This window comes from Paenibacillus sp. J22FR21 (assembly GCF_056269135.1).
Window position 1 is genome coordinate 239,186 of the sequence record NZ_JBWDNJ010000006.1, and the last position, 18,755, is coordinate 257,940.

Consider the following 18,755-nt stretch of genomic DNA (forward strand, 5'->3'; position numbering starts at 1 on the left):
CACTCCCGTTCGTTGCATTAAGTGCCTTGTCCGTTAAAGAATACATCGATTGTCGTTGGATTGCCGGCAACTGCTGATTTGTAAGCGAGCCGCGTGTATTTGAGGAACCGCTGCGGCACAAGCACATCCACGCTGCCTACGGAAATTCCTGTCGACGTATCGACATCCGCATACCAGTTGGAGCCGTCCGCACTGATTTCGACACGAGCATCAGCTTTACTGGTCCCAGGTCCACGGTTGTACACGAAGAACGAATAAGTGCCAAGCACGCTGGTGGTCACAGCATTGAGCGCCGTATAGGCAGCTGATGTTGTAAGCAGCGGGTTGGACTGCTCCATGAAGCTCTTCTGCGAAATCGAGGTTACGCTGCTCAGTGTACCTGCTGTGATTGTCGCTCCCATCACGCTGGTGATCGTACCGTTTAACAGATTCGTCAACGTTCCAGCGGTAATCGTCGCTCCAAGCACGCTGGTGATCGTACCGTTTAACAGGTTCGTCAGTGTTCCAGCTGTAATCGTTGCTCCAAGCACGCTGGTGATTGTACCGTTTAACAGGTTCGTCAGTGTTCCAGCCGTAATCGTCGCGCCAAGCACGCTGGTAATCGTACCATCTAACAGGTTGTTTATCGTTCCGGCGGTGATGGTCGCTCCCATCACGCTGGTGATCGTACCGTTTAACAGGTTCGTCAGTGTCCCGGCTGTAATCGTCGCGCCAAGCACGCTGGTGATCGTACCATCTAACAGGTTGTTTATCGTTCCGGCAGTGATTGTCGCCCCCATCACGCTGGTAATCGTACCGTTCAACAGGTTCGTCAGTGTTCCGGCCGTAATGGTTGCACCAAGCACGCTGGTAATCGTACCGTTTAGCAGATTTTCAATGGCACCGACCGAAACCGTACCGCCAGAGATGGTGACCCCGGAGATACTGCTGATGGTACCGTCCAAAATAATATTCAGTATATGACCAGCCGAATCGGTTGCTACCGCTCTCGCCGTTTCGGTATCGTCATGACCAAATATCAACGTCCGGAGGTTGTCCGGATTCGGGTTAAAGCTTGAAAAGTTCGGCATCGCTGTTCACTCTTTCTTTTTGCAAAATAGCCTGCAGCGCTTTCTGCAGTCCTTGTCTTCACCTTGCCTTCTGTGATTGAAAATAAATACAAAGCTTGGTCGGTTTACCGGGCTGCTCCGACTTGACCGCAAGCCGCGCATACCGCAGAAATTTGGATGGCACGATAACGCCCATACCTTTGATCTCCACAACCCCTTCCGTTTCGATTACATAATCCCTCCCATTAGGACCAATCTCAAGTTGAACCGCTGCAGGCTCGCAGCCATGATTAATAACGGCATACGAATAGATCGTTTTATTGGATGTGTCCTGTGAAGGCAATGGAACAAAGTCGTCCGTCGTCTCGACATTCATAAATGTGCGCTCCGAAAACACCCCCTTCTTAGAGGGTTGGCACTTCTTGCTGCCTGTCGATTGTCGATCGCTTTGGTTATATACACCGTCCCACTTGTTGCATGGAAGAAGTAGAGGCTTGCTTCCCTTGGTACGGCGCCGCGAGTGCTTGCTGCTCATGACATCTTCCCCTTAGCAATAACGCTTTTGTACTCTATGTGCTTCCGCCAAAGAATGAAACGGCATATGTCCTTTAAGCAGCGGGCATCGGCCTTTTCTATTGAAATCCATACTAAACTAGGGCAAGCTGCGCGCCCGCTCCATATAATGCTAGAAAGTATAGCTCTGCGAGCCTATAACTCTGCCAACAAGAGGTGCTGCATGAACAATTACAACGTGTTTAATACCGAACATAACCCCATCTATATGCAGCAAAATAACCCCTACACCTCGCCCGGTGTTAACGAAGGTCCAGAGGCCGATGCTGCCAAGAGCGGCTTTCTCTTTATATTGAACACCGGCAGTACAAGCGTAGGCTCAGGAAACTCGCTTCTGCTGCAGGCTGCAAATCCCAATGGCAGCGGGAAGAAGCTGTATATCTCGCGCATCACAGGCGGTACGACAGCCGCGTCAACATTAACGATTGCATCCGGTGGAACGATTACCGGCGGGACAACACCGACTCCCTTCAACGCCTTGTTCGGAAGCTCCACGACGAGCGTCGTTACTACGAAGCAAAATACCGGATCGCTTGGCGGCTCCCCGACCACTTGTATGGTCATGCAGGTGACTTCCGGCCTCTTTGATATTAACTTCACAGGCTCACTCATCGTTCAGGCAAACCAAACCATTTCCGTCACGCTCGGTACAGGCTCCTTGACGGGTGCACTAAATTTGACCTGGTGGGAGGTGTAACCGTATATGCCCAATCACTTTGTGTTCGACCAATCCAACAGCAAGTTTTATGCCCAATTGACGAATACGTACGTGTCACCCGGAATCAACGCTCCGCCAGACTACGGTGCAACGGTATCGGCACGTGAATTTGTAGCTACTTTCAACAACTCTGCATCGCTCAGTATATTAGGCGGTTCAGTAATAGCAACCCTCCAAATTTCCAATCCCAATGCCAGCGGCCGAGCGCTCTATGTCTCTCGCATAACAGGCGGTGTCGGCGTAGGCCTGAGCTTACTTTCCACTTTCAACGGATCCTTGACGATGACAAGGGCAGGTTCGATCAGTTCACCCTCCACCTTAACTCCCTTCAATACGCAGTTCGGCAATTCAGCCACCAGTGTCATGACGGCGAGATCCTCCACAAGTGCCACCTCCGGGGGGACAGTCTTTCTGTCTTTGCCGCTCAACCCCGGTATGTTTTCTTTCGACTATGTGGGCGGATTAATCGTGCCGGAGAATCAAAGCATTTCCATTACGGTCAGCAGCTCGCTCACCGTAGCGGGCACGCTTACCTCCTTCGCCAACATTTCTTGGTGGGAAGCATAACGCAATTCTGACCGTTTCCCGGGAAATAATCGCCGCAGCCGCGCCTGCCAATAATCATAAAAAAGACCACTTCAGTCTGCTGCATGACGCAGCGCTGAAATGGTCTTCTTTGTGCTGTATAGGCTTATAACTGGCCGCAGGACTGCTCATGGACAGCTGTAGTCAGCTTGCGAAGCTGTTCCCGAAGCTGGGTAATTTCCTCGCCCGGCATGTTGGTCTGGCAAAACACGCGCTCCGGGATCGTTACCGCCTTCGTCTTCAGCTCGCGTCCTTGGTCGGTCAAGCGGACGATAACACTGCGCTCATCCTCGGGATCGCGCTCCCGGTGAATGAGTGTCATCCCTTCGAGCTTCTTCAAGAGCGGCGTGAGCGTGCCGGAATCCAGATACAGCCGGGTTCCCAGCTCTTTCACAGGTACGCCGTCCTTCTCCCATAATGCAAGTAAGGTCACATACTGTGTGTACGTAATGCCTAACTCATCCAAATACGGGCGATACAGCTTCGTTACTTCGCGGGCGCAGGCGTAGAGGGCGAAGCAGAGCTGATTGTCGAGCTCCAGCTGGGCACCTTGTTCCATTGCAGTCTTCCTCTCTGCGGCTTAGGTTAGCAAGCCAATCTATAGTGAATAACACAATTAAATTGCATGCAATTTATGTCGTTAGAATACCAGTTGCCGTAGATACTGTCAACTGCTAGACCGCGCCTTTCTGATGGGAAAGCAGCAAATCCGCGATCGCCTGATGCCCCTTGCGTCTGGCCCATGCCAGCGGTGTCGCCCACTCCGGCACATCTGCCGGCTCTATCGCCGCCCCTTGGCGAAGCAGATACGACGCCATCTCCGTCTGCCCGAACTTGGCCGCCCAGCCCAGCGGAGTCGTATTATACTCCTCGTCGACAGCGTCAAGATCAGCGCCATAGCGAAGCAGCAAATCGGCCAAGTCGGTATCGCCTTTCTTCGCAGTCAGATGCAGATAGCTGATCCCGATCCAATTCCGAACGTTCGGATCGGCATCGTGGCGGAGCAGCAGCTCGACCATCTCGTTATTGCAGGAATATACCATATAATTGCTGGCGTACCATGGTCCGTTCAGCTGGGCTTTATGCCGCAGCAGCAGTTTGACGATGTTGGTGTATCCGCAGCTCGCCGCCTGGGCGAGCGGTCCATAGTCGCCATCGTTGGCGGCAGCCGGATTGAGCGCGAGCATCTCGCCGACCAGATCGATGCGGCCGAGTGCACATGCACCGGCCATCGTTACAGTCCCGCCATGTTCATAGAGCAGCTCCAGCAGCTCCTGAGCACCTTTCTGCATCGCGGCATACGTGGCATTGCCTGATGCTTCTATCTCTGCGTTTGGATTCGCTCCATGCGCAAGCAGCAGCTTCACGCATTCGGTATGATCCCCTCTGACCGCCGCATAGAGAGCCGCTCCGCCCGACGCATCTCGCTCAGGCAAGTTCGGATCGGCGCCGCTGGCGAGCAGGCTGCGCACAACCTCTACATAGCCATGCTTGGCCGCATAGTAGATCGCTGATCGCCCTGACGAGTCTCTGGCGTTGGCTAGCTGTGGATTCCGTGCCAACTGCTCCTTCACTCGTATCGCGTCACCTACGGCAGCCGCGATGAAGATGTCGTAAGGGATTCCTTTTCCAATAAGATAACCGAGTAAGAAGCGTTGATCACGAATCGTATTCGAGGGCAGGTCACGATTGCCCCTGTAGAAGTAATCGCCTTCCATCGCCAGATGGACAGCCTGACTTCCGTCGGCTCTTCGCGCCTCTGGATCTGCGCCGCGCGCCAGAAGCAGGTCGATCAGCTCCGGCTGCCGCGTCATAACGGCCCAGTGCAGCGGCGTGTTGCCCCGTTCATCGCCTGCGTTGATCGTCTCCGGGTGCTCCTCGAACCATGCCAACAGCTCATCTCGGTTGTAGGCGCGAATAAGCCCCGCCGTTACATCGCCGATTGGCTGCACCTGATGGGTGCGCTGAAGATGCTCGCGAAGCAGCTCGGCAATATCTCCGTATCCGCGGTCTTCCGCTATCTGCAGCAGGGAATCCTGCCAGCTTAGAATAGGCTTGTCCGCAGCATTTGCGCCATAGCGGAGCAGAAGCGCCACTGTTTCCAAATGGCCTTCCCGGACTGCAACATGCAGGGGTGAGACGTACCCCCAGCTGGATTTTGCCAGATCAGGATCTTGCTGAAGCAGCTTGTCCACCATTGATGGTTCTCCTGCTACGCACAGATCGAACATTCGTCTTAAGGATTCAGGCATCGTCATCAGTCGGCTTAACTCCCCGTCGCATTAATTTAAGATACGATTGAAGCATGGCGATTCTCCAAACTACGATCATCCCGAAGGCGAGCACGAAGAACAGCGCTCCCGTTTGCGGGATACTGACAGCCTGCTCCACTACGTTATGAACGAGCAGACGCACGATTAGAAGTCCGAGCAGAATGAATATGAACATTTTGGATCGTTTCAATACGATGGTTTCCCCAACCCTCTCCAGCTTCGAGGTCCGGATGAGCGGATAAGCGAACAATACCGCGCCGACTGCAAAAGCGGTAATGGCCCATAACCATGGCACATGCGTAACCGGCGCGACAAACATCAGGAAGCCGGTCGACATGCCGATCGGCGGAATGATGATTTTGCGCATCGTCGTTGGCCGATTGCTTGCGCGCAATCGCAAGAACATGACCACTACGCCTGATAGAAGCGTGACCACAATGGACGCTACGTGAGGGAGAGAGAATGTTTGAGGGAGAAAGCTCATGTGGACGCAGCTCCTTTATTTCGGGCAGTTTCAAGCAGAAGCCATAGGACCTTATTGGTGCAGTGTCGTACGTTCTCTCTAAGAAAGCGCTTGTTTTCTCTAATCCTACTCATTTTGCTGCTAGGTTGCAAATAGATCGCGATGCACCTTGACGACCGCCTTGCGAAGCGGAATATCTTGTTCCACCGAGCAGTTCGGCCTGTGAATGTCGGTCGGAAACAAAACAACGAAATCGCCTGGCACCATATCAATCGTATTCTCGTTATGTACTTCATCATAGAAGGCAATATCTTGCGTCTCGTAGCGGTCATCTGTAATGACCTGTTCTTCCGAAACCTTGGCTACTCGCATCCGTTCGCGGCCGCTCAGCAGCAGCTGAATATCCGTATGCAGCCTATGCGTCTCCGGCTTTACCTCGCGCCAATCCCTCGTAACAGGCTCGTTGATGAGCAGAAACATGCCGGGCTCGCCAAACTCATGCCGTCCCGCGGGAAGTTCGTCCAGCTCCGTCTGCTGCAGTCTTTCAATCGCTCGGCGGATCGGCGCAGGGAATGTATGCTGCTCCCGCTCCCAATTCGTTAAATCGCTGAATATCATAGCCGTTACGGCCCCTCTACGATTGATTTTACACGGCCGACATCACCGGTTTGCAGTCGCACTTTAATGCCATGAGGATGGTTGGGCGAATTCGTCAAAATATCCTTTACTACGCCTCTTGTTGTTTTGCCTGTTGCCTGATCCTTCTTCAACACGATATCTACAGTAAGCCCCGGGCGGATCGCCGAGCGTTGTTGTCCATTTGTACTCATGATTCGTTACGTACTCCTTCAATAGTTGGATTTATTGCTCCCATCATATGCCAGCGTGTGAGTGAAGTAAAGATTTTGGACTTGGCGGCGCAAGAAACGATTGACAGTGAGAATGAGAATTACTATCATTGGTATAGAGCAAGACAACACCATCCAGAGAGGTCGGGAACAGGGCGGATGAAAAAGATCAAGTACTGCTGCAGAAACTTTAAGCACGGATCCAAGTCTGTTTTTAAAACCTTAAAGCACGAATTTCCCGACTTGAAGCAGAAGAAGAAGGACTGTCTCGGCAACTGCAAGCTGTGCTCCAAGCAATGTATCGTAATGATCGGCAAATCGGAAGTCGTTGTAGCTCCGACAGCAGAAGTGTTGTACGCCAAGCTCAAACACCGGATAGGCTGATATGGCATAGTATGGTAATATAGGAGAAGAAGTAATCCATACTCCTTAGTGGAGTTTGGTGCTTCGTCTCTTTTTATTTTATAATACATTTGGAAAGGGAGGTGCGGCCGATGATGAACGATACACTCAGCCAAGCTTTGAACGATCAATTGAATTTCGAGTTTTATTCCGCGCACGTGTATTTGGCAATTGCCGCTTACTGTTCCGGAGAAAGCCTCGACGGGTTTGCGAATTTCTTTATTGTTCAAGCCGAAGAAGAACGCTTCCACGCGATGAAAATGTACAAGTATTTAAACGATCGCGGGAAACGCGTCACACTGGTCGGCATGAGCACACCTACAAATGAATATAGCTCCATCCTCGATGCATTCCAGCATGCTTACCAGCATGAGCAGGAAGTCACCAAGCGGATCTACCACTTGTCTGACCTTGCGATGAATGACCGCGAGCATGCGACGATCCAGTTCCTGAAGTGGTTCATCGATGAGCAGGTAGAGGAAGAGTCGATGTTCGACAGCATCATCAACAAGCTGAAGCGTATCGACACCGACAGCAATGCCTTCTTCATGCTCGAAAACGAGTTTGCACAGCGCACATTCGTTCCGCCGACAACGGCTTAGTTGTTGTGAGAGAGTGGCTGAACCGGGGGTTCCCGGGTCAGCCACTTTTTTTGTGCGCGGCTACTTGCCGCTTCCTACACAGTCGCATGAGGCGGCGGTTCTATGCCACTCAGCACCTGTTACCTGCCGGCCACCTGCTATCGACTACCACACGTTACCCGACCACCTGCTGTCCACCTACCGTGCGACTATCATCAAGCTTCCCGGCGTTTGCAATAATAGCGCCAGTTGAGTTCGTAGGTGCTACAAGGCTCGTCAAAGTTGCCTTTTATGCAACATTCTCTACCGAATACAGACTCAAACTAAAAAATGCTGCATATTTTGCAACATTGTTCTCAGAAACGGCTCGTTTTCTCGTTAATCGCTTTGAAATGTTGCACTTACTGCAACATCTCGTCCTTCTGATCGATATAACGCTCGGATCGCTGCACAACATGCAACATTAGCCGGACACTCCCTCAGTCCCATTCATTTCGCAACCGCCTACCAAGGCTCCACCACACATTTTCGTTACCCTATGCGCTCGCCCTGCATGACTACACATAGCGAAAGCCGCCTCAAAGCCGCGATGCGACTTTCGAGACGGCTCAAGTTTTTAACGCCTACTATCGACGACGGTTAGTCAGTATCGTCACGGCGAACCTCGGCAGTACGAGCTGGCGGCGCCAGCGTGACGGCTGCTTGAGCAGTCGGTACAGCCATTCGACGTTCAGCTTCTGCCAGATCACCGGGGCGCGTTTCACCTTGCCCGCGATGACATCCAAGCTGCCGCCGACGCCGAAGGCGACCTTCGCATGCAGGCGGCTCTTATGCTTGTAAATCCAGCGCTCCGCATTAGGTGCGCCGAGCGCTACAATCAACACGTCCGGGCGCTTCTGCCCGATATCGGCAACAAGCGCTTCTTCCTGCCCGTCCTTGAAGAAGCCGTTATGTCTGCCGACAATCGTGACGCCCGGGTACTTGTCCGCGATAATTTCAGCCGCTTTCGCGTTGGTCTGCTCGTCCGCTCCAACGACATAAAGCGAGAAGTGATGCTGCTTCGCTTCCTCGAACAACCGAATCAGCAAATCATAGCCCGTTACACGTTCCGGGATATGTTCACCCTGCCACTTAGCGGCAAGCACCACACCGATGCCGTCAGGCGTAATGATATCCGCTTCGTCCACAATCGCCTGGAGCTGCTTCTCCGAACGTGCAGCCATGACAATCTCCGGATTGGCTGTAATGAGATGAAATAACGGCTGATCCTTCCCCGCGATTTGCGATTGAACGAGCGCCACCGTATCCGAGAGCGTCCGCTTCGAGAACGGAACGCCTAATATATTGACTGTATTCATCCTGCACCTTCCTCATATACACTCATGTTGTCTTTTATTGTAGCACAAAGCCGAAATCGGTTGAAACCTAGCGGAACAGCCCGGCTACCCATCTGATAAAATCGCCCACGATCGGCACAAGGCCGAATCCGTGCTGACCAATAGCCACGATTCCATAGACTCGCTCACCAATCGCAACTGCGCCAAGAACATGCTGTCCTATAGCTACAGCTCCGAGCGCATTCTGCCCGATCGCGACCGCACCGACAGCAGACTGCCCGATGGCAACCGCCCCGATCGCCAGCTCCCCAATAGCGACTGCTCCAGCAGATAACCCACCAGACATGGCCACTGCACCAAGTGCGAGAAGCCAGCCTACCGTTACGGCTCCCACCGAAATGACCCCAACCGAGACCGCCCCGCCGGCCACAATCCCAATTGCCACATCGCCGAGTGCGATAACGCCAATGGCGACTTTAGGTTTGCCTTTGCCTACGCTTGTCCGAATGCTGATGAAAGGGAGCTTGGCGGTGGGCCACTGGTAGTCGATCTCTTCTTGCCCATTTCCTCTTATGTATCTGTTAAATCGAAGCAATCGCTGCCATTCGAACATGAATGCGCACTCTCCTCGCTTATACGATTATTCTCCGTGCTGCCTGAACGAGTGATTCAAGCTGTTTCCTCAAGCGTATAATAAATTAAGAAGCACAACAAGGATGCAGCGTGAAAATATTCCATTTCATGCTCTCACAGAAAGTAGATGATTCGTAATGAACTTGAAATCTCTGCTGCTAGCGACTCTCGCGGCTCTATGGATGGCTGCGGGATGCGAAAAACAGGACTTTTATAAGCTGAGCTCAGCTGCAGACGGACAACCGCCTGCCAAAGAAACAACCACGATAACCTCCGACCGCTCGGAGTCACCGAAGGTAGCAGCCAGTAATGAAGCATTCAAGGTCTATGAGCCGGCCGAAGGAACAGTCGTCGGCAAATCTTTTGTCGTGAAAGGGCAGGCCCGCGTCTTCGAGGCGGCTTTCCGTTATTCGTTCGAGGATGGACACAACGTGCTTGCTGAGGGGAATGTCATGGCTGATCGGGGAGCGCCGGAATGGGGAGATTTTGAGTTCAACGTTACACTCACGAGAGCCCCTACCAGTCCGACAGGCGTGCTGACGATCTACGAATCAAGCGCAAAGGACGGCTCGCACATTCACAAGCTCAGTCTGGCCTATAAATTCGAGGACGGCTTAGTGGAGCTTGATAACTAACTAATTTGACAAAAGAGAGCCGTTTAAGACTGCGCCTATACGCCATGTCTTGAAACGGCTCTCTATCTTAATGGCCCGGCTGTGTGGCAATTTGCCAACGGACGCCATACTTATCCTCGATTCGTCCAAACATGCTCCCCCAGAACATGCGCTCAAACGGCATGATGATGGTGCCACCGTTCCCAGACAGATTGTTGAAGGCATTCTCCGCTTCTTCCTCGGTTTCGAACTCCAAGGTGAGGTCAATCCCATTGCCGCGATGGATCGGTCCAGCATCAGCCATATAGAAAAGAAGGCCCGCCGCCTGCAGCACCAAATGCATGACCCTGTCTTTGCCATCCTCAGAAGTGCCCGGCATCATCTCACCGTACGTTTGCTGACTTATGATCTCGCCGCCAAGTGCCTCTACGTAGAACTTCGCCTGTTCGAGTGCATGCTCGCTGTACAGGTATGGACGAAGTTTTGTCATCGGTCAACTCCTCCTCCGTTTTTCGATAGTTACCTCTTTCATTGTTACCACAAAGTGTAACAAAACAAGCCTGCATTCGTAAATCCGGCTGCAGACTCGTCATTATCGAAAGATCATTACAATTCCCCCTATTTGTATTAGGAAATCAATGACACCTTTTCACTTCAAATTCTTTTAATATTCGCCGCATACCGCCCGGTTACGGCTCTAGCCGATTTCACATTGCGTTGACTTCTCCCCTTAATCCATAAACTCCCCCTTCTTTTTCCCGCAAAAACCCCCCATACATTGACTTTAGGCATTCCGCTACAATTCAGGTAGTTAGTCGCACTAGGTGTAAAGCTCGACAAATTAAACACTACATTAAAGGAGAACTTCGATGAAAAGATCAAAAAGGATGACGAAATCAGTTGTTTCCGTCTCTTTGGCATGTCTTGTCATGTCGAATATGCCATTGGCATATGCAGCCACGAATCAACCGACATTTTCAACGAATCCAAACCAACCGGCAAGTGCGCCAGAGCTTCCCAAAGGAATCATTGTTAAAAACCCTGATGGAAAAGCCTCAGGTCAACCCAAGCTTACGCCTGAGCAACTGCAAGGATTAAAAGAAAAAGCGAAACAGAATCTATCTGCAGCTATGGAAGAAGACCGCAAGAAAGAGCTTGAATCGCTGGAGAAAGTTCCGGCTGAAGCTGCTGCGCACAACCCCGATGAACTCGTATCGGTAATTGTCCAACTGAAAGGCCAGACCGTATCTCAACTTGCAGCACAAGGAAAAGTTGGCGTTAGTCAACAATCGCTGACTGCCGGTAAGACAGCCATTCAGAACGACATCGATACCACGCAAAGCAAAATTATGAGCACGTTGGCCGGCGGTAAAGCGAAGAGCGGCAACGGACTATCCTTCAAGCATGAGTACCAGAATGTATTTAAAGGCTTCAGCGTAGACAACATCAAGTACAGCAGCATTGAAGCGATCAAGAAGATGCCGAACGTCGCTGCCGTTACGCTTCAGCAGAAGTACTATCCGGCAGAAGTCAATAATCAAGAGCATGAGCTGACGGGTATCGAGAACGTATGGAGCGGAGCAGCCGTTGGCAAGGATTCCGGTTACAAAGGCGAGGGCATGCTGATCGCAATTCTGGATACCGGGATTGATTATACCCATGAGGCATTCCCAGCTCCTCATAATATGAGCAAAGCCAGATTCCCTAAAGGAACAGGCAAATACTCCGACAAGGTTGTCGCCGGCTTTAACTGGGCAGACCAAACGGACGATGTTATCCCGCACATGGAGGATACAAATCCACTGCTGTCACCGAGCAGCCACGGCGTCCATGTAGCAGGTACTGCTGCCGGATCAAGTGCTGTCCTAAGAGGCGTAGCACCTGAAGCACAGCTCGTAGCCGAGAAGGTTTTCTCCGACATTCAGCCAGGCGCATTGACAGAAGACATTATTAAAGGAATTGATCATGCTTCATCCGTTGGAGCAGATGTTATTAATATGAGCTTAGGCTCTGCTTCCTCCTTCGACACGCGTGATCCTAAGGATCCGATGGGTATTGCGATCCGTAACGCAACGGATGCGGGACATGTCGTTGTCGTCTCTGCCGGCAATGCATCCAATGCCTACGCGGATCGCGGCGAGCTTGGCGCACATTTGAAGCTCGGCGAGAATCCGGACTTGAATAAAGTCGGCAATCCGGGCGTCTATCCGGATTCGTTCACGGTTGCAGCCGCGAATAATATCGTGGAGAAACACACCTATGAATTCCAAAGCGCCGATGTGACCGGCTCTGTATTCGGCGAAGGCATCGACGACTGGAACTTTACCGAAGGCCAAACCTATGAATTAGCTGCTTTTCCGGTAGATTATGACTGGCAAGGCAACGAAATCGGATTTGGTACGCCATCCGATTATGAAGGTGTCGATGTAACTGGCAAAGTAATGCTCGTTAAACGGGGCTCGATCTCCTTCATCGAAAAGGTGAAGCATGCCGAAGAAGCCGGAGCAGCAGGCATTATCGTCTATAACTCCTCTCCGGACAAGCTTGCACCTGCTCCGCAAGGCTTCGGTATCATTCCTTTCTCCTTCATCAGTTATGAAGACGGGATGAAATTGAAAGAAGCCATTCTGGCAAACATCGAAGTCGGTGGCGGCGGCGGTGGCATCGACATCGGACCACTCGATATCGGCATCGAAGTCCCGGGCGGCAGCGATGAGCCTACTCTACTGCCATTCATTCAGATCTCGATCGCTTCCGAAGAGATCGGGTCCGCTTTCGATGAATCCAACCCGGGTCAGCCAACTGACTTCACATCGTGGGGAACGACAAGCGACCTGCTCTTGAAGCCTGACGTTATGGCGCCTGGTCATGCGATCTTGTCTTCTGTAAGAACTTCTGACCCGAACGTGAACAACGCCTACGAAAAAGAAGACGGTACTTCCATGGCAGCACCATATGTCACGGGATCCGTGGCTGATGTGATGCAAGCGCTCAAAGAGCGAGGCGTTCCAACCGGAAATCGGGCTTTTGCACAATTGGTCAAAAACCTGATTATGAACACATCCGTCCCAACCAAACGGGACTATGTCAATGAGGAGAATTCGGAGGACCGTCCTGACTACAACACCGAATACCAGCCAAGAAGACAAGGCGCAGGCATGATCCGCCCTGATCTGGCTGTTCAAACGCCTGTTGTCGTATCCGGAGCAGACGGCAAAGGAAGCGTCAGCCTGAAGGAAATCGGCAGAACCGCTACCTTTACATTGACTGCGAAGAACATGACTGACAAAGAAGCTACCTATATGGTAGACGGCACGGTTATGACGGATTACCTGCACAATCCGATGCTGACTCATTCGGATAACATCCGCAGCCGTTACATGGACGAAGCAGAGCTGACGTTTGATAACAATCAAATTACAGTTCCGGCAAACTCCACGAAGCAAGTCGTTGTAACACTGAATCTTGATGCTTCCACAATGAACAATATCTTCGTGGAAGGCTATGTTTATTTGACACCGACTGACAGCACGCTGCCAACGCTCAATGTACCCTATAACGGTTTCTTCGGCGATTGGGACGATCCAAGCATTATTGATGCGCCGGTTTGGGAAGACACCCATCATGTGTGGGCGGAATCCGGTCTCGGTACGCAAATGGGATTCCAATCCGGTCCGTACCAATTCCTATATGATTTACCGGATACAGCGGAAGAAATCGCACTAGGCGATAAATATTATGCATTCAATCCTCACCAATACATGGTTCCATTCCCAGTTCTTACTATGCTGCGGGATGCACGGACTGTGAATGTTGACGTTGTCGATGAGGACCACAATTTAGTCACGCACCTGGCGAATGAAGAGTGGCAAGTAAAGAAGGATCCATACTCAGGCGGAAACCCGTACATGCTCCTCGATGGAACAATTTGGGACGGGCGAAATTTAGGCGTTGAGCTGCCGGACGGACAGTACTACTTCGCCGTTACGGCAACGGCAGATATTCCAAATGCAAAGCCGCAGCCGACGATTTATATGCCGATGTATAAAGACACGCAAGCTCCGACGATCAATGTCATCAAAAACCCGGAGTACGACGAGTCCACTCATCCGGAAGTTGCCGACAATGGAAGCTATACCCTCCGCTGGACGGTAGATGACGAGGTTTCCGGCAGCACAAATGCGAACGTATTCTTAGCGATCAACGGTTCCGAGCCATGGGATGATTACAAATCAACAGTGGTTCATAACCCGGATGGCTCTTACCAGATGGAAGTACCGGGGTTGATCAACGGACTCAATGTCGTTACCCTAGCTCCAATCGACAGTGTTGGCAACGAGGGCGATTATGTGAATATCGTAATCGATAACTCGAGCAGCAAAGGTGTTTTTGTCGACGAGTATACGACTACCATCAATGACTCGCTTCCAAGCGGATACTGGAATGCGAATGTGAAACCGGGCGATAAGTTCACGCTGAGCTTCGATGCATTTGGCACAAGCCTGGCATCCGTTAAGCAGGTCATTTACAAGCTTAATGATGACGGCACGCTTACGAAGGTAGGAGATACGGTCGACGACTCCGCAACTTGGGAGACAAAGGTCGGAACAGACATTGCCAAATACTCCATCACTGGGCATGTAACCATTCCCGCCGATTTGGAAGATGGCCACTATGTTACCTTCTTCGCATGCCTAGAGGATGGCAGTGTGTGGGAAGCAGCTGAAACGGTGAGCGGCATTTACGACCTTACCGGCAGCGCTTATACAGGCATTCATACTTTCGTGGATACGCAAGAACCGACAGTTAAACTGAATACGGTGATGAGTGCGGATTTAACTCAAACGAGCGCATACGTGGATACGGACAAGCCGGATACCATATCGCTTATGCTAGATACCATTGCGCAGGACACAGTAGCAAACTCCAGAGGCTACAAGCTTGAAGTTGCGGTAGACGGTAACCCATCGGAATCCATGGGAAGCATACCAAGTGCCTCAACAGTCAAGGAAGACTTCCGTTATCCGGTTGTATTGAACGCCGGTGAGCATGTGTTGGTTGTCACGGCTACCGATTTCTTGGGCAACGCAAGCAGTATCACGATTAACGTCACAGTTGATCTTGCAGGCAATGTCGTACAGGTGACCAATGACGGCACAGGCGCTGCAGCAACGATCCCGATTCAAGCTGTCCAGTACGCGAAAGACAATACACCGGAGTTTGTCGTTAATCCCGGTGGACTATGGGAAGATGGAAGTTTCCATCTAGATAATATGGATCCTCTTGTATCCGGATACGTTGTACCGGCTTATGCTAATAACGGATCATCTGATCAGTTCGATCGCAACTTAATGCCAATCGTACACCTTGGCAATGAGCAAGCGCTGCCGGCGACCAGCCTTAACTACCCGCCGTCATTCGTTCCATACATTAGCAGACTTTACTATAACGCGGAACCAAGCGGTTATGGCGAACCTGCCGGCAGCTATTCATTCTTCTACCAACAGACCGGATATACGGACCCAGGCGGCATTCCTCAAGGGGATAGCGAGCTTCCGTTCACGATGATCGACTATATGGGTAATAAGACGACGATTACGATTCCGGTTCACAAAAACTCGGAACAGCCGCGAGTTGAGCTCGACAATGTCATTACGGACGCAACCGGTACCGCGTCGTTCTATACAACGGGCGACTCCATTACAATTACAGGCACCGTGTTTGCGGATAATGCACTCGGCTATGATTTTGCCGCATCCTTGCAGGATTACAGAAGAACTTTTAAAGGCTTGCCCGGTTACAAGAGCCTATTTGATGATAACTGGGTTGACAACAAGTATGATCTGGAATTTAAGTTCCCAGATGGATTCGTGCAACCAGCAGGTGTTCATCGTTTCAGTATTACGATCGATGATCTTCAACATGGTGCTAACTTTCTAGGAGTAGAAAGCGGACTAGCCATGGATGGCAAAGTGTTTTCCGGTTATTATTCCTCTATCTTGAACCTTGTTGTGTACAAGATGGGCGGCGAGGGAAGCGCAGACCAGTTCCAAGCGGCACAAGCGGTAAACAACCTTACATGGGATATGCTGAAAGGCGCTAACACCGATGAGGCGCATGTGAGCACCAATCTTGCATTGCCTACCTATGATCCGGGAAACCATGCGAAGATTACTTGGAGCAGCGATGACCCGAACGTCATCACAGAAGCCGGACTGGTAACGAGACCCGCGGCTGAGCAAGCCGTGAAGCTTACAGCTACGGCTACAATGGGTACAGCAACCGCAGAAAGAGTCTATAATTTGACCGTTCCTGCAGCGGCAGCTACGGATGATCTGGCAACTGTAGAAGATGCTGCAAATGTTACATGGGACGTCATTCGCAGGGATAATGAGACCGAAGCTGATGTTTCTTCGGTACTAAGCCTGCCAACGCATGGTTCGAACGGATCTACGATTACGTGGGCTTCGAATAAACCGAAGTTTATTACGAATCAAGGGCGTGTATTTATACCGCTATTTGACGAGGGCGATGCAAACATTGAGCTGGTTGCCACTGTAACTAAGGGCGGCAGCACATTCGAGAAGACATTTAATCTCATTGTTCTATGCGACACTAAGAACAAGGAGAAAACGCTTCTGCTTCGTGCAGCGAAATCGTTGAAGGTTGCCGACCTGCTTGGCGAAAATACATCAGAGATGTACGTAACAAGCAACCTAAACTTCCCAACTACCTACGGTAGCGACGGCATTCAAATTTCGTGGGAGTCCGAACACGAGGACATAATCGCTCCAGATGGAACCATAACAAGACAGTCCGATCTTAATTCTTATATTCCGGTAGTAGCCCACCTTACTTTAGGCAACTACTACATCGATGTTGATTTTGGTTTCTATGTCAGAAGCCTGGATCAAGAAGTGGCACTCGTATGGAATATGATTAAAGGCGGCAATGACAGCCAAAATGCCGTCACGGCGAACCTTCATTTACCGACCGTTGCTCCAGATGGCTCCGAAATTACTTGGATATCCAGTAATGAGTCGGTCATTGAGAGCAATGGTACCGTTCACCGCTCCAACCAGGACGTGGAGGTTACACTCTCGGCAACAACGACGAAATACGAAGTATTAGTTCATACAACCGCATTCCACCTTGTCGTTCTAGCAGCTCCTTCATCTAGTGGCGGTGGTGGTTTCATCGGCGGCGGAACGGACAATGCCGGTGAGGAACACTCGGTTGTTATTAATCCAGGCCAGCTTACTAAGCCTACTGAAGGCGTTGTATCTGTCGAAGTGCCTGCAGATACAAGTGAAGTGAAGCTGCCAGCCAACGCAGCTGATTTATTGGCTGACAGCAAGCTTGAAGTGAAAGCCGGCAACGTTACGCTGGAGATCCCTTCCGCACTGCTTGAGGCACTCACTGACAAGCTAACTGCAGAAGAACTGAAGAACAGTCAGATCTCACTGAAACTGAGTGCCCTGTCTGACACTGAGAAAGAAGAGCTTGAGAAAGCAAGCAGCACAGCATCGTATGCAGATGTGAAGGCAGTCGGCTGCGTTTATGAACTCGAACTGTCCTTAACGGATGCAACCGGCAAGAAGCTTGCTACGCTTTCGACATTCAATGTACCGATCACGATTCGTTTGAAGGTCGATGCATCTGCAAATCTGGATAACACGGGCATCTTCTACGTTTCCGGTGATGGCAAGCTTGAATACATCGGCGGAACGCTTGAGAACAGCGAGCTGGTTGCGGAAATTTCGCACTTCAGCAAATACGCAGTTCTTGAAGTCACAAAGACGTTTACCGATGTTTCCAGCAGCCACTGGGCAGCCAAAGTCATTCAATCATTGGCAGCCAAACAAATCGTGAGCGGAACTAGCGCAACGATGTTCACGCCAAGTCGCAATGTAACACGCGCTGAATTCACGGCCATGCTTGTGAAGGCGTTGAAATTAACTGCGGCTGGGGACACGACCTTCAAGGACGTGGCAGCTGATGCCTGGTATGCACAAGCGGTATCCATCGCGGTTAAAGCCGGCATCGTTAGTGGCAAGAGCAGCACGGCATTCGCGCCAAGCGCGCAAATTACGCGCGAAGAAATGGCAACCATGCTGATGCGCGCATACGCAGTCATGAAAGGAAGCGAGCCAGCGAAAGGTGCTGAAGCTTCATTCACCGATGCGTCCGCAGTATCCGCTTGGGCTGCCAACTATGTTGACGCAGCAGCATCGCTGAAGCTGATCAACGGTCGCGGAGAAGGCAAGTTCGATCCGAAAGGCATTACGACCCGCGCAGAAGCAGCGCAAGTGATGTACAACCTCATTACGATTCACTAATGAATAAAGGGATGCCACTATTGATAGTGGCATCCCTTGGGCCGTCGAGAAAGTCTCGACGGCCATTTTTTTATCTATATAAATTAACTCGCACTCCTCATCTTGCATGCCACGAAAATCTAACGAACCGTAGAGGTCTTATTGGGCCGAATTATGAGGACTCGAGAATCTAACGAACCGTAGAGGACTTATTTGAGGATATTCGGCTCCAAACTACTGAAAAACCGTCAAATAGAGCCCCTACTATTCGTTAGAAGTTTTCGGAGCCCAGAATGGGCTAATAAGCGCCGTACGATTCGTTAGAGCATTTCAGAGAGGGATACCACTTTGAATGCGGCAT

16 protein-coding genes are annotated in these 18,755 nt (G+C 51.1%); 6 read left to right on the forward strand and 10 right to left on the reverse strand.

Annotation, left to right across the window (positions count from 1 at the left end; genetic code table 11):
* Positions 1 to 17: 17 nt before the first annotated feature.
* Both AC0YNS_RS22015 and AC0YNS_RS22020 read right to left on the reverse strand, forming a co-directional pair.
* The gene (locus tag AC0YNS_RS22015) at positions 18 to 1,070 is read right to left on the reverse strand and encodes a DUF6385 domain-containing protein (protein ID WP_475783109.1); all 1,053 of its coding nucleotides are present in this window, start codon (positions 1,068 to 1,070) and stop codon (positions 18 to 20) included.
* Positions 1,071 to 1,128: 58 nt separating this feature from the next.
* Positions 1,129 to 1,584 (reverse strand): DUF6385 domain-containing protein, encoded by a 456-nt coding sequence (locus AC0YNS_RS22020; RefSeq protein ID WP_475783110.1) that lies wholly within the window; start codon positions 1,582 to 1,584, stop codon positions 1,129 to 1,131.
* 201 nt (positions 1,585 to 1,785) lie between these two features.
* On the opposite strand from AC0YNS_RS22020, the gene AC0YNS_RS22025 reads away from it, so the two are divergent.
* Both AC0YNS_RS22025 and AC0YNS_RS22030 read left to right on the forward strand, forming a co-directional pair.
* Complete coding sequence (locus AC0YNS_RS22025; protein WP_475783111.1) at positions 1,786 to 2,319, forward strand: hypothetical protein; 534 nt, start codon at positions 1,786 to 1,788, stop codon at positions 2,317 to 2,319.
* A 6-nt stretch (positions 2,320 to 2,325) separates the two neighbouring features.
* Complete coding sequence (locus tag AC0YNS_RS22030) at positions 2,326 to 2,907, forward strand: hypothetical protein (RefSeq protein ID WP_475783112.1); 582 nt, start codon at positions 2,326 to 2,328, stop codon at positions 2,905 to 2,907.
* 124 nt (positions 2,908 to 3,031) lie between these two features.
* On the opposite strand, the gene AC0YNS_RS22035 is transcribed toward AC0YNS_RS22030, so the two are convergent.
* The 5 genes from AC0YNS_RS22035 to AC0YNS_RS22055 all read right to left on the reverse strand — a co-directional run bounded on the left by AC0YNS_RS22035 (position 3,032) and on the right by AC0YNS_RS22055 (position 6,491).
* Entirely contained in the window at positions 3,032 to 3,484 is a 453-nt protein-coding gene (locus tag AC0YNS_RS22035; protein ID WP_475783113.1) for a MarR family winged helix-turn-helix transcriptional regulator, read from the reverse strand.
* A 115-nt stretch (positions 3,485 to 3,599) separates the two neighbouring features.
* Positions 3,600 to 5,183, reverse strand: coding sequence for an ankyrin repeat domain-containing protein (locus AC0YNS_RS22040; RefSeq protein WP_475783114.1), 1,584 nt, complete (start codon positions 5,181 to 5,183; stop codon positions 3,600 to 3,602).
* Positions 5,170 to 5,682, reverse strand: coding sequence for a CcdC family protein (locus tag AC0YNS_RS22045; protein WP_475783115.1), 513 nt, complete (start codon positions 5,680 to 5,682; stop codon positions 5,170 to 5,172). Before AC0YNS_RS22045 ends, AC0YNS_RS22040 begins: the two co-directional genes overlap by 14 nt.
* A 120-nt stretch (positions 5,683 to 5,802) precedes the next feature.
* Positions 5,803 to 6,279 (reverse strand): NanQ anomerase/TabA/YiaL family protein, encoded by a 477-nt coding sequence (locus AC0YNS_RS22050; protein WP_475783116.1) that lies wholly within the window; start codon positions 6,277 to 6,279, stop codon positions 5,803 to 5,805.
* A gap of 5 nt (positions 6,280 to 6,284) precedes the next feature.
* Positions 6,285 to 6,491, reverse strand: coding sequence for a YwbE family protein (locus AC0YNS_RS22055; RefSeq protein ID WP_475783117.1), 207 nt, complete (start codon positions 6,489 to 6,491; stop codon positions 6,285 to 6,287).
* A 177-nt stretch (positions 6,492 to 6,668) separates the two neighbouring features.
* Here AC0YNS_RS22055 and AC0YNS_RS22060 point away from each other — a divergent pair, with 177 nt between their 5' ends.
* Positions 6,669 to 6,893 (forward strand): DUF1450 domain-containing protein, encoded by a 225-nt coding sequence (locus tag AC0YNS_RS22060; RefSeq protein WP_475783118.1) that lies wholly within the window; start codon positions 6,669 to 6,671, stop codon positions 6,891 to 6,893.
* Between the two features lie 113 nt (positions 6,894 to 7,006).
* Entirely contained in the window at positions 7,007 to 7,513 is a 507-nt protein-coding gene (locus AC0YNS_RS22065) for a ferritin (protein ID WP_475783322.1), read from the forward strand.
* Positions 7,514 to 8,118: 605 nt separating this feature from the next.
* Here the strand turns inward: AC0YNS_RS22065 and AC0YNS_RS22070 are convergent.
* Together AC0YNS_RS22070 and AC0YNS_RS22075 are read right to left on the reverse strand one after the other, a co-directional pair.
* Entirely contained in the window at positions 8,119 to 8,850 is a 732-nt protein-coding gene (locus tag AC0YNS_RS22070; RefSeq protein ID WP_475783119.1) for a WecB/TagA/CpsF family glycosyltransferase, read from the reverse strand.
* A 67-nt stretch (positions 8,851 to 8,917) separates the two neighbouring features.
* Positions 8,918 to 9,442 (reverse strand): hypothetical protein, encoded by a 525-nt coding sequence (locus AC0YNS_RS22075; RefSeq protein ID WP_475783120.1) that lies wholly within the window; start codon positions 9,440 to 9,442, stop codon positions 8,918 to 8,920.
* 157 nt (positions 9,443 to 9,599) lie between these two features.
* Between AC0YNS_RS22075 and AC0YNS_RS22080 the strand changes: the two genes are divergently transcribed.
* The gene (locus AC0YNS_RS22080; protein WP_475783121.1) at positions 9,600 to 10,097 is read left to right on the forward strand and encodes a Gmad2 immunoglobulin-like domain-containing protein; all 498 of its coding nucleotides are present in this window, start codon (positions 9,600 to 9,602) and stop codon (positions 10,095 to 10,097) included.
* A 67-nt stretch (positions 10,098 to 10,164) separates the two neighbouring features.
* Here the strand turns inward: AC0YNS_RS22080 and AC0YNS_RS22085 are convergent, their stop codons facing one another.
* Positions 10,165 to 10,566, reverse strand: a complete 402-nt coding sequence (locus AC0YNS_RS22085) for a VOC family protein (RefSeq protein WP_475783122.1) — start codon at positions 10,564 to 10,566, stop codon at positions 10,165 to 10,167.
* A 379-nt stretch (positions 10,567 to 10,945) separates the two neighbouring features.
* Between AC0YNS_RS22085 and AC0YNS_RS22090 the strand changes: the two genes are divergently transcribed.
* Positions 10,946 to 18,415: an immunoglobulin-like domain-containing protein gene (locus AC0YNS_RS22090; protein WP_475783123.1), complete on the forward strand. Its 7,470-nt coding sequence runs from the start codon at positions 10,946 to 10,948 to the stop codon at positions 18,413 to 18,415.
* Positions 18,416 to 18,755 lie beyond the last annotated feature (340 nt).

Coding starts and splice junctions, on each gene's coding strand:
- AC0YNS_RS22015 (WP_475783109.1), bottom strand. CDS start 1,070: ATGCCGAACTTTTCAAGCTTTAACCCGAATCCGGACAACCTCCGGACG.
- AC0YNS_RS22020 (WP_475783110.1), bottom strand. CDS start 1,584: ATGAGCAGCAAGCACTCGCGGCGCCGTACCAAGGGAAGCAAGCCTCTA.
- AC0YNS_RS22025 (WP_475783111.1), top strand. CDS start 1,786: ATGAACAATTACAACGTGTTTAATACCGAACATAACCCCATCTATATG.
- AC0YNS_RS22030 (WP_475783112.1), top strand. CDS start 2,326: ATGCCCAATCACTTTGTGTTCGACCAATCCAACAGCAAGTTTTATGCC.
- AC0YNS_RS22035 (WP_475783113.1), bottom strand. CDS start 3,484: ATGGAACAAGGTGCCCAGCTGGAGCTCGACAATCAGCTCTGCTTCGCC.
- AC0YNS_RS22040 (WP_475783114.1), bottom strand. CDS start 5,183: ATGACGATGCCTGAATCCTTAAGACGAATGTTCGATCTGTGCGTAGCA.
- AC0YNS_RS22045 (WP_475783115.1), bottom strand. CDS start 5,682: ATGAGCTTTCTCCCTCAAACATTCTCTCTCCCTCACGTAGCGTCCATT.
- AC0YNS_RS22050 (WP_475783116.1), bottom strand. CDS start 6,279: ATGATATTCAGCGATTTAACGAATTGGGAGCGGGAGCAGCATACATTC.
- AC0YNS_RS22055 (WP_475783117.1), bottom strand. CDS start 6,491: ATGAGTACAAATGGACAACAACGCTCGGCGATCCGCCCGGGGCTTACT.
- AC0YNS_RS22060 (WP_475783118.1), top strand. CDS start 6,669: ATGAAAAAGATCAAGTACTGCTGCAGAAACTTTAAGCACGGATCCAAG.
- AC0YNS_RS22065 (WP_475783322.1), top strand. CDS start 7,007: ATGAACGATACACTCAGCCAAGCTTTGAACGATCAATTGAATTTCGAG.
- AC0YNS_RS22070 (WP_475783119.1), bottom strand. CDS start 8,850: ATGAATACAGTCAATATATTAGGCGTTCCGTTCTCGAAGCGGACGCTC.
- AC0YNS_RS22075 (WP_475783120.1), bottom strand. CDS start 9,442: ATGTTCGAATGGCAGCGATTGCTTCGATTTAACAGATACATAAGAGGA.
- AC0YNS_RS22080 (WP_475783121.1), top strand. CDS start 9,600: ATGAACTTGAAATCTCTGCTGCTAGCGACTCTCGCGGCTCTATGGATG.
- AC0YNS_RS22085 (WP_475783122.1), bottom strand. CDS start 10,566: ATGACAAAACTTCGTCCATACCTGTACAGCGAGCATGCACTCGAACAG.
- AC0YNS_RS22090 (WP_475783123.1), top strand. CDS start 10,946: ATGAAAAGATCAAAAAGGATGACGAAATCAGTTGTTTCCGTCTCTTTG.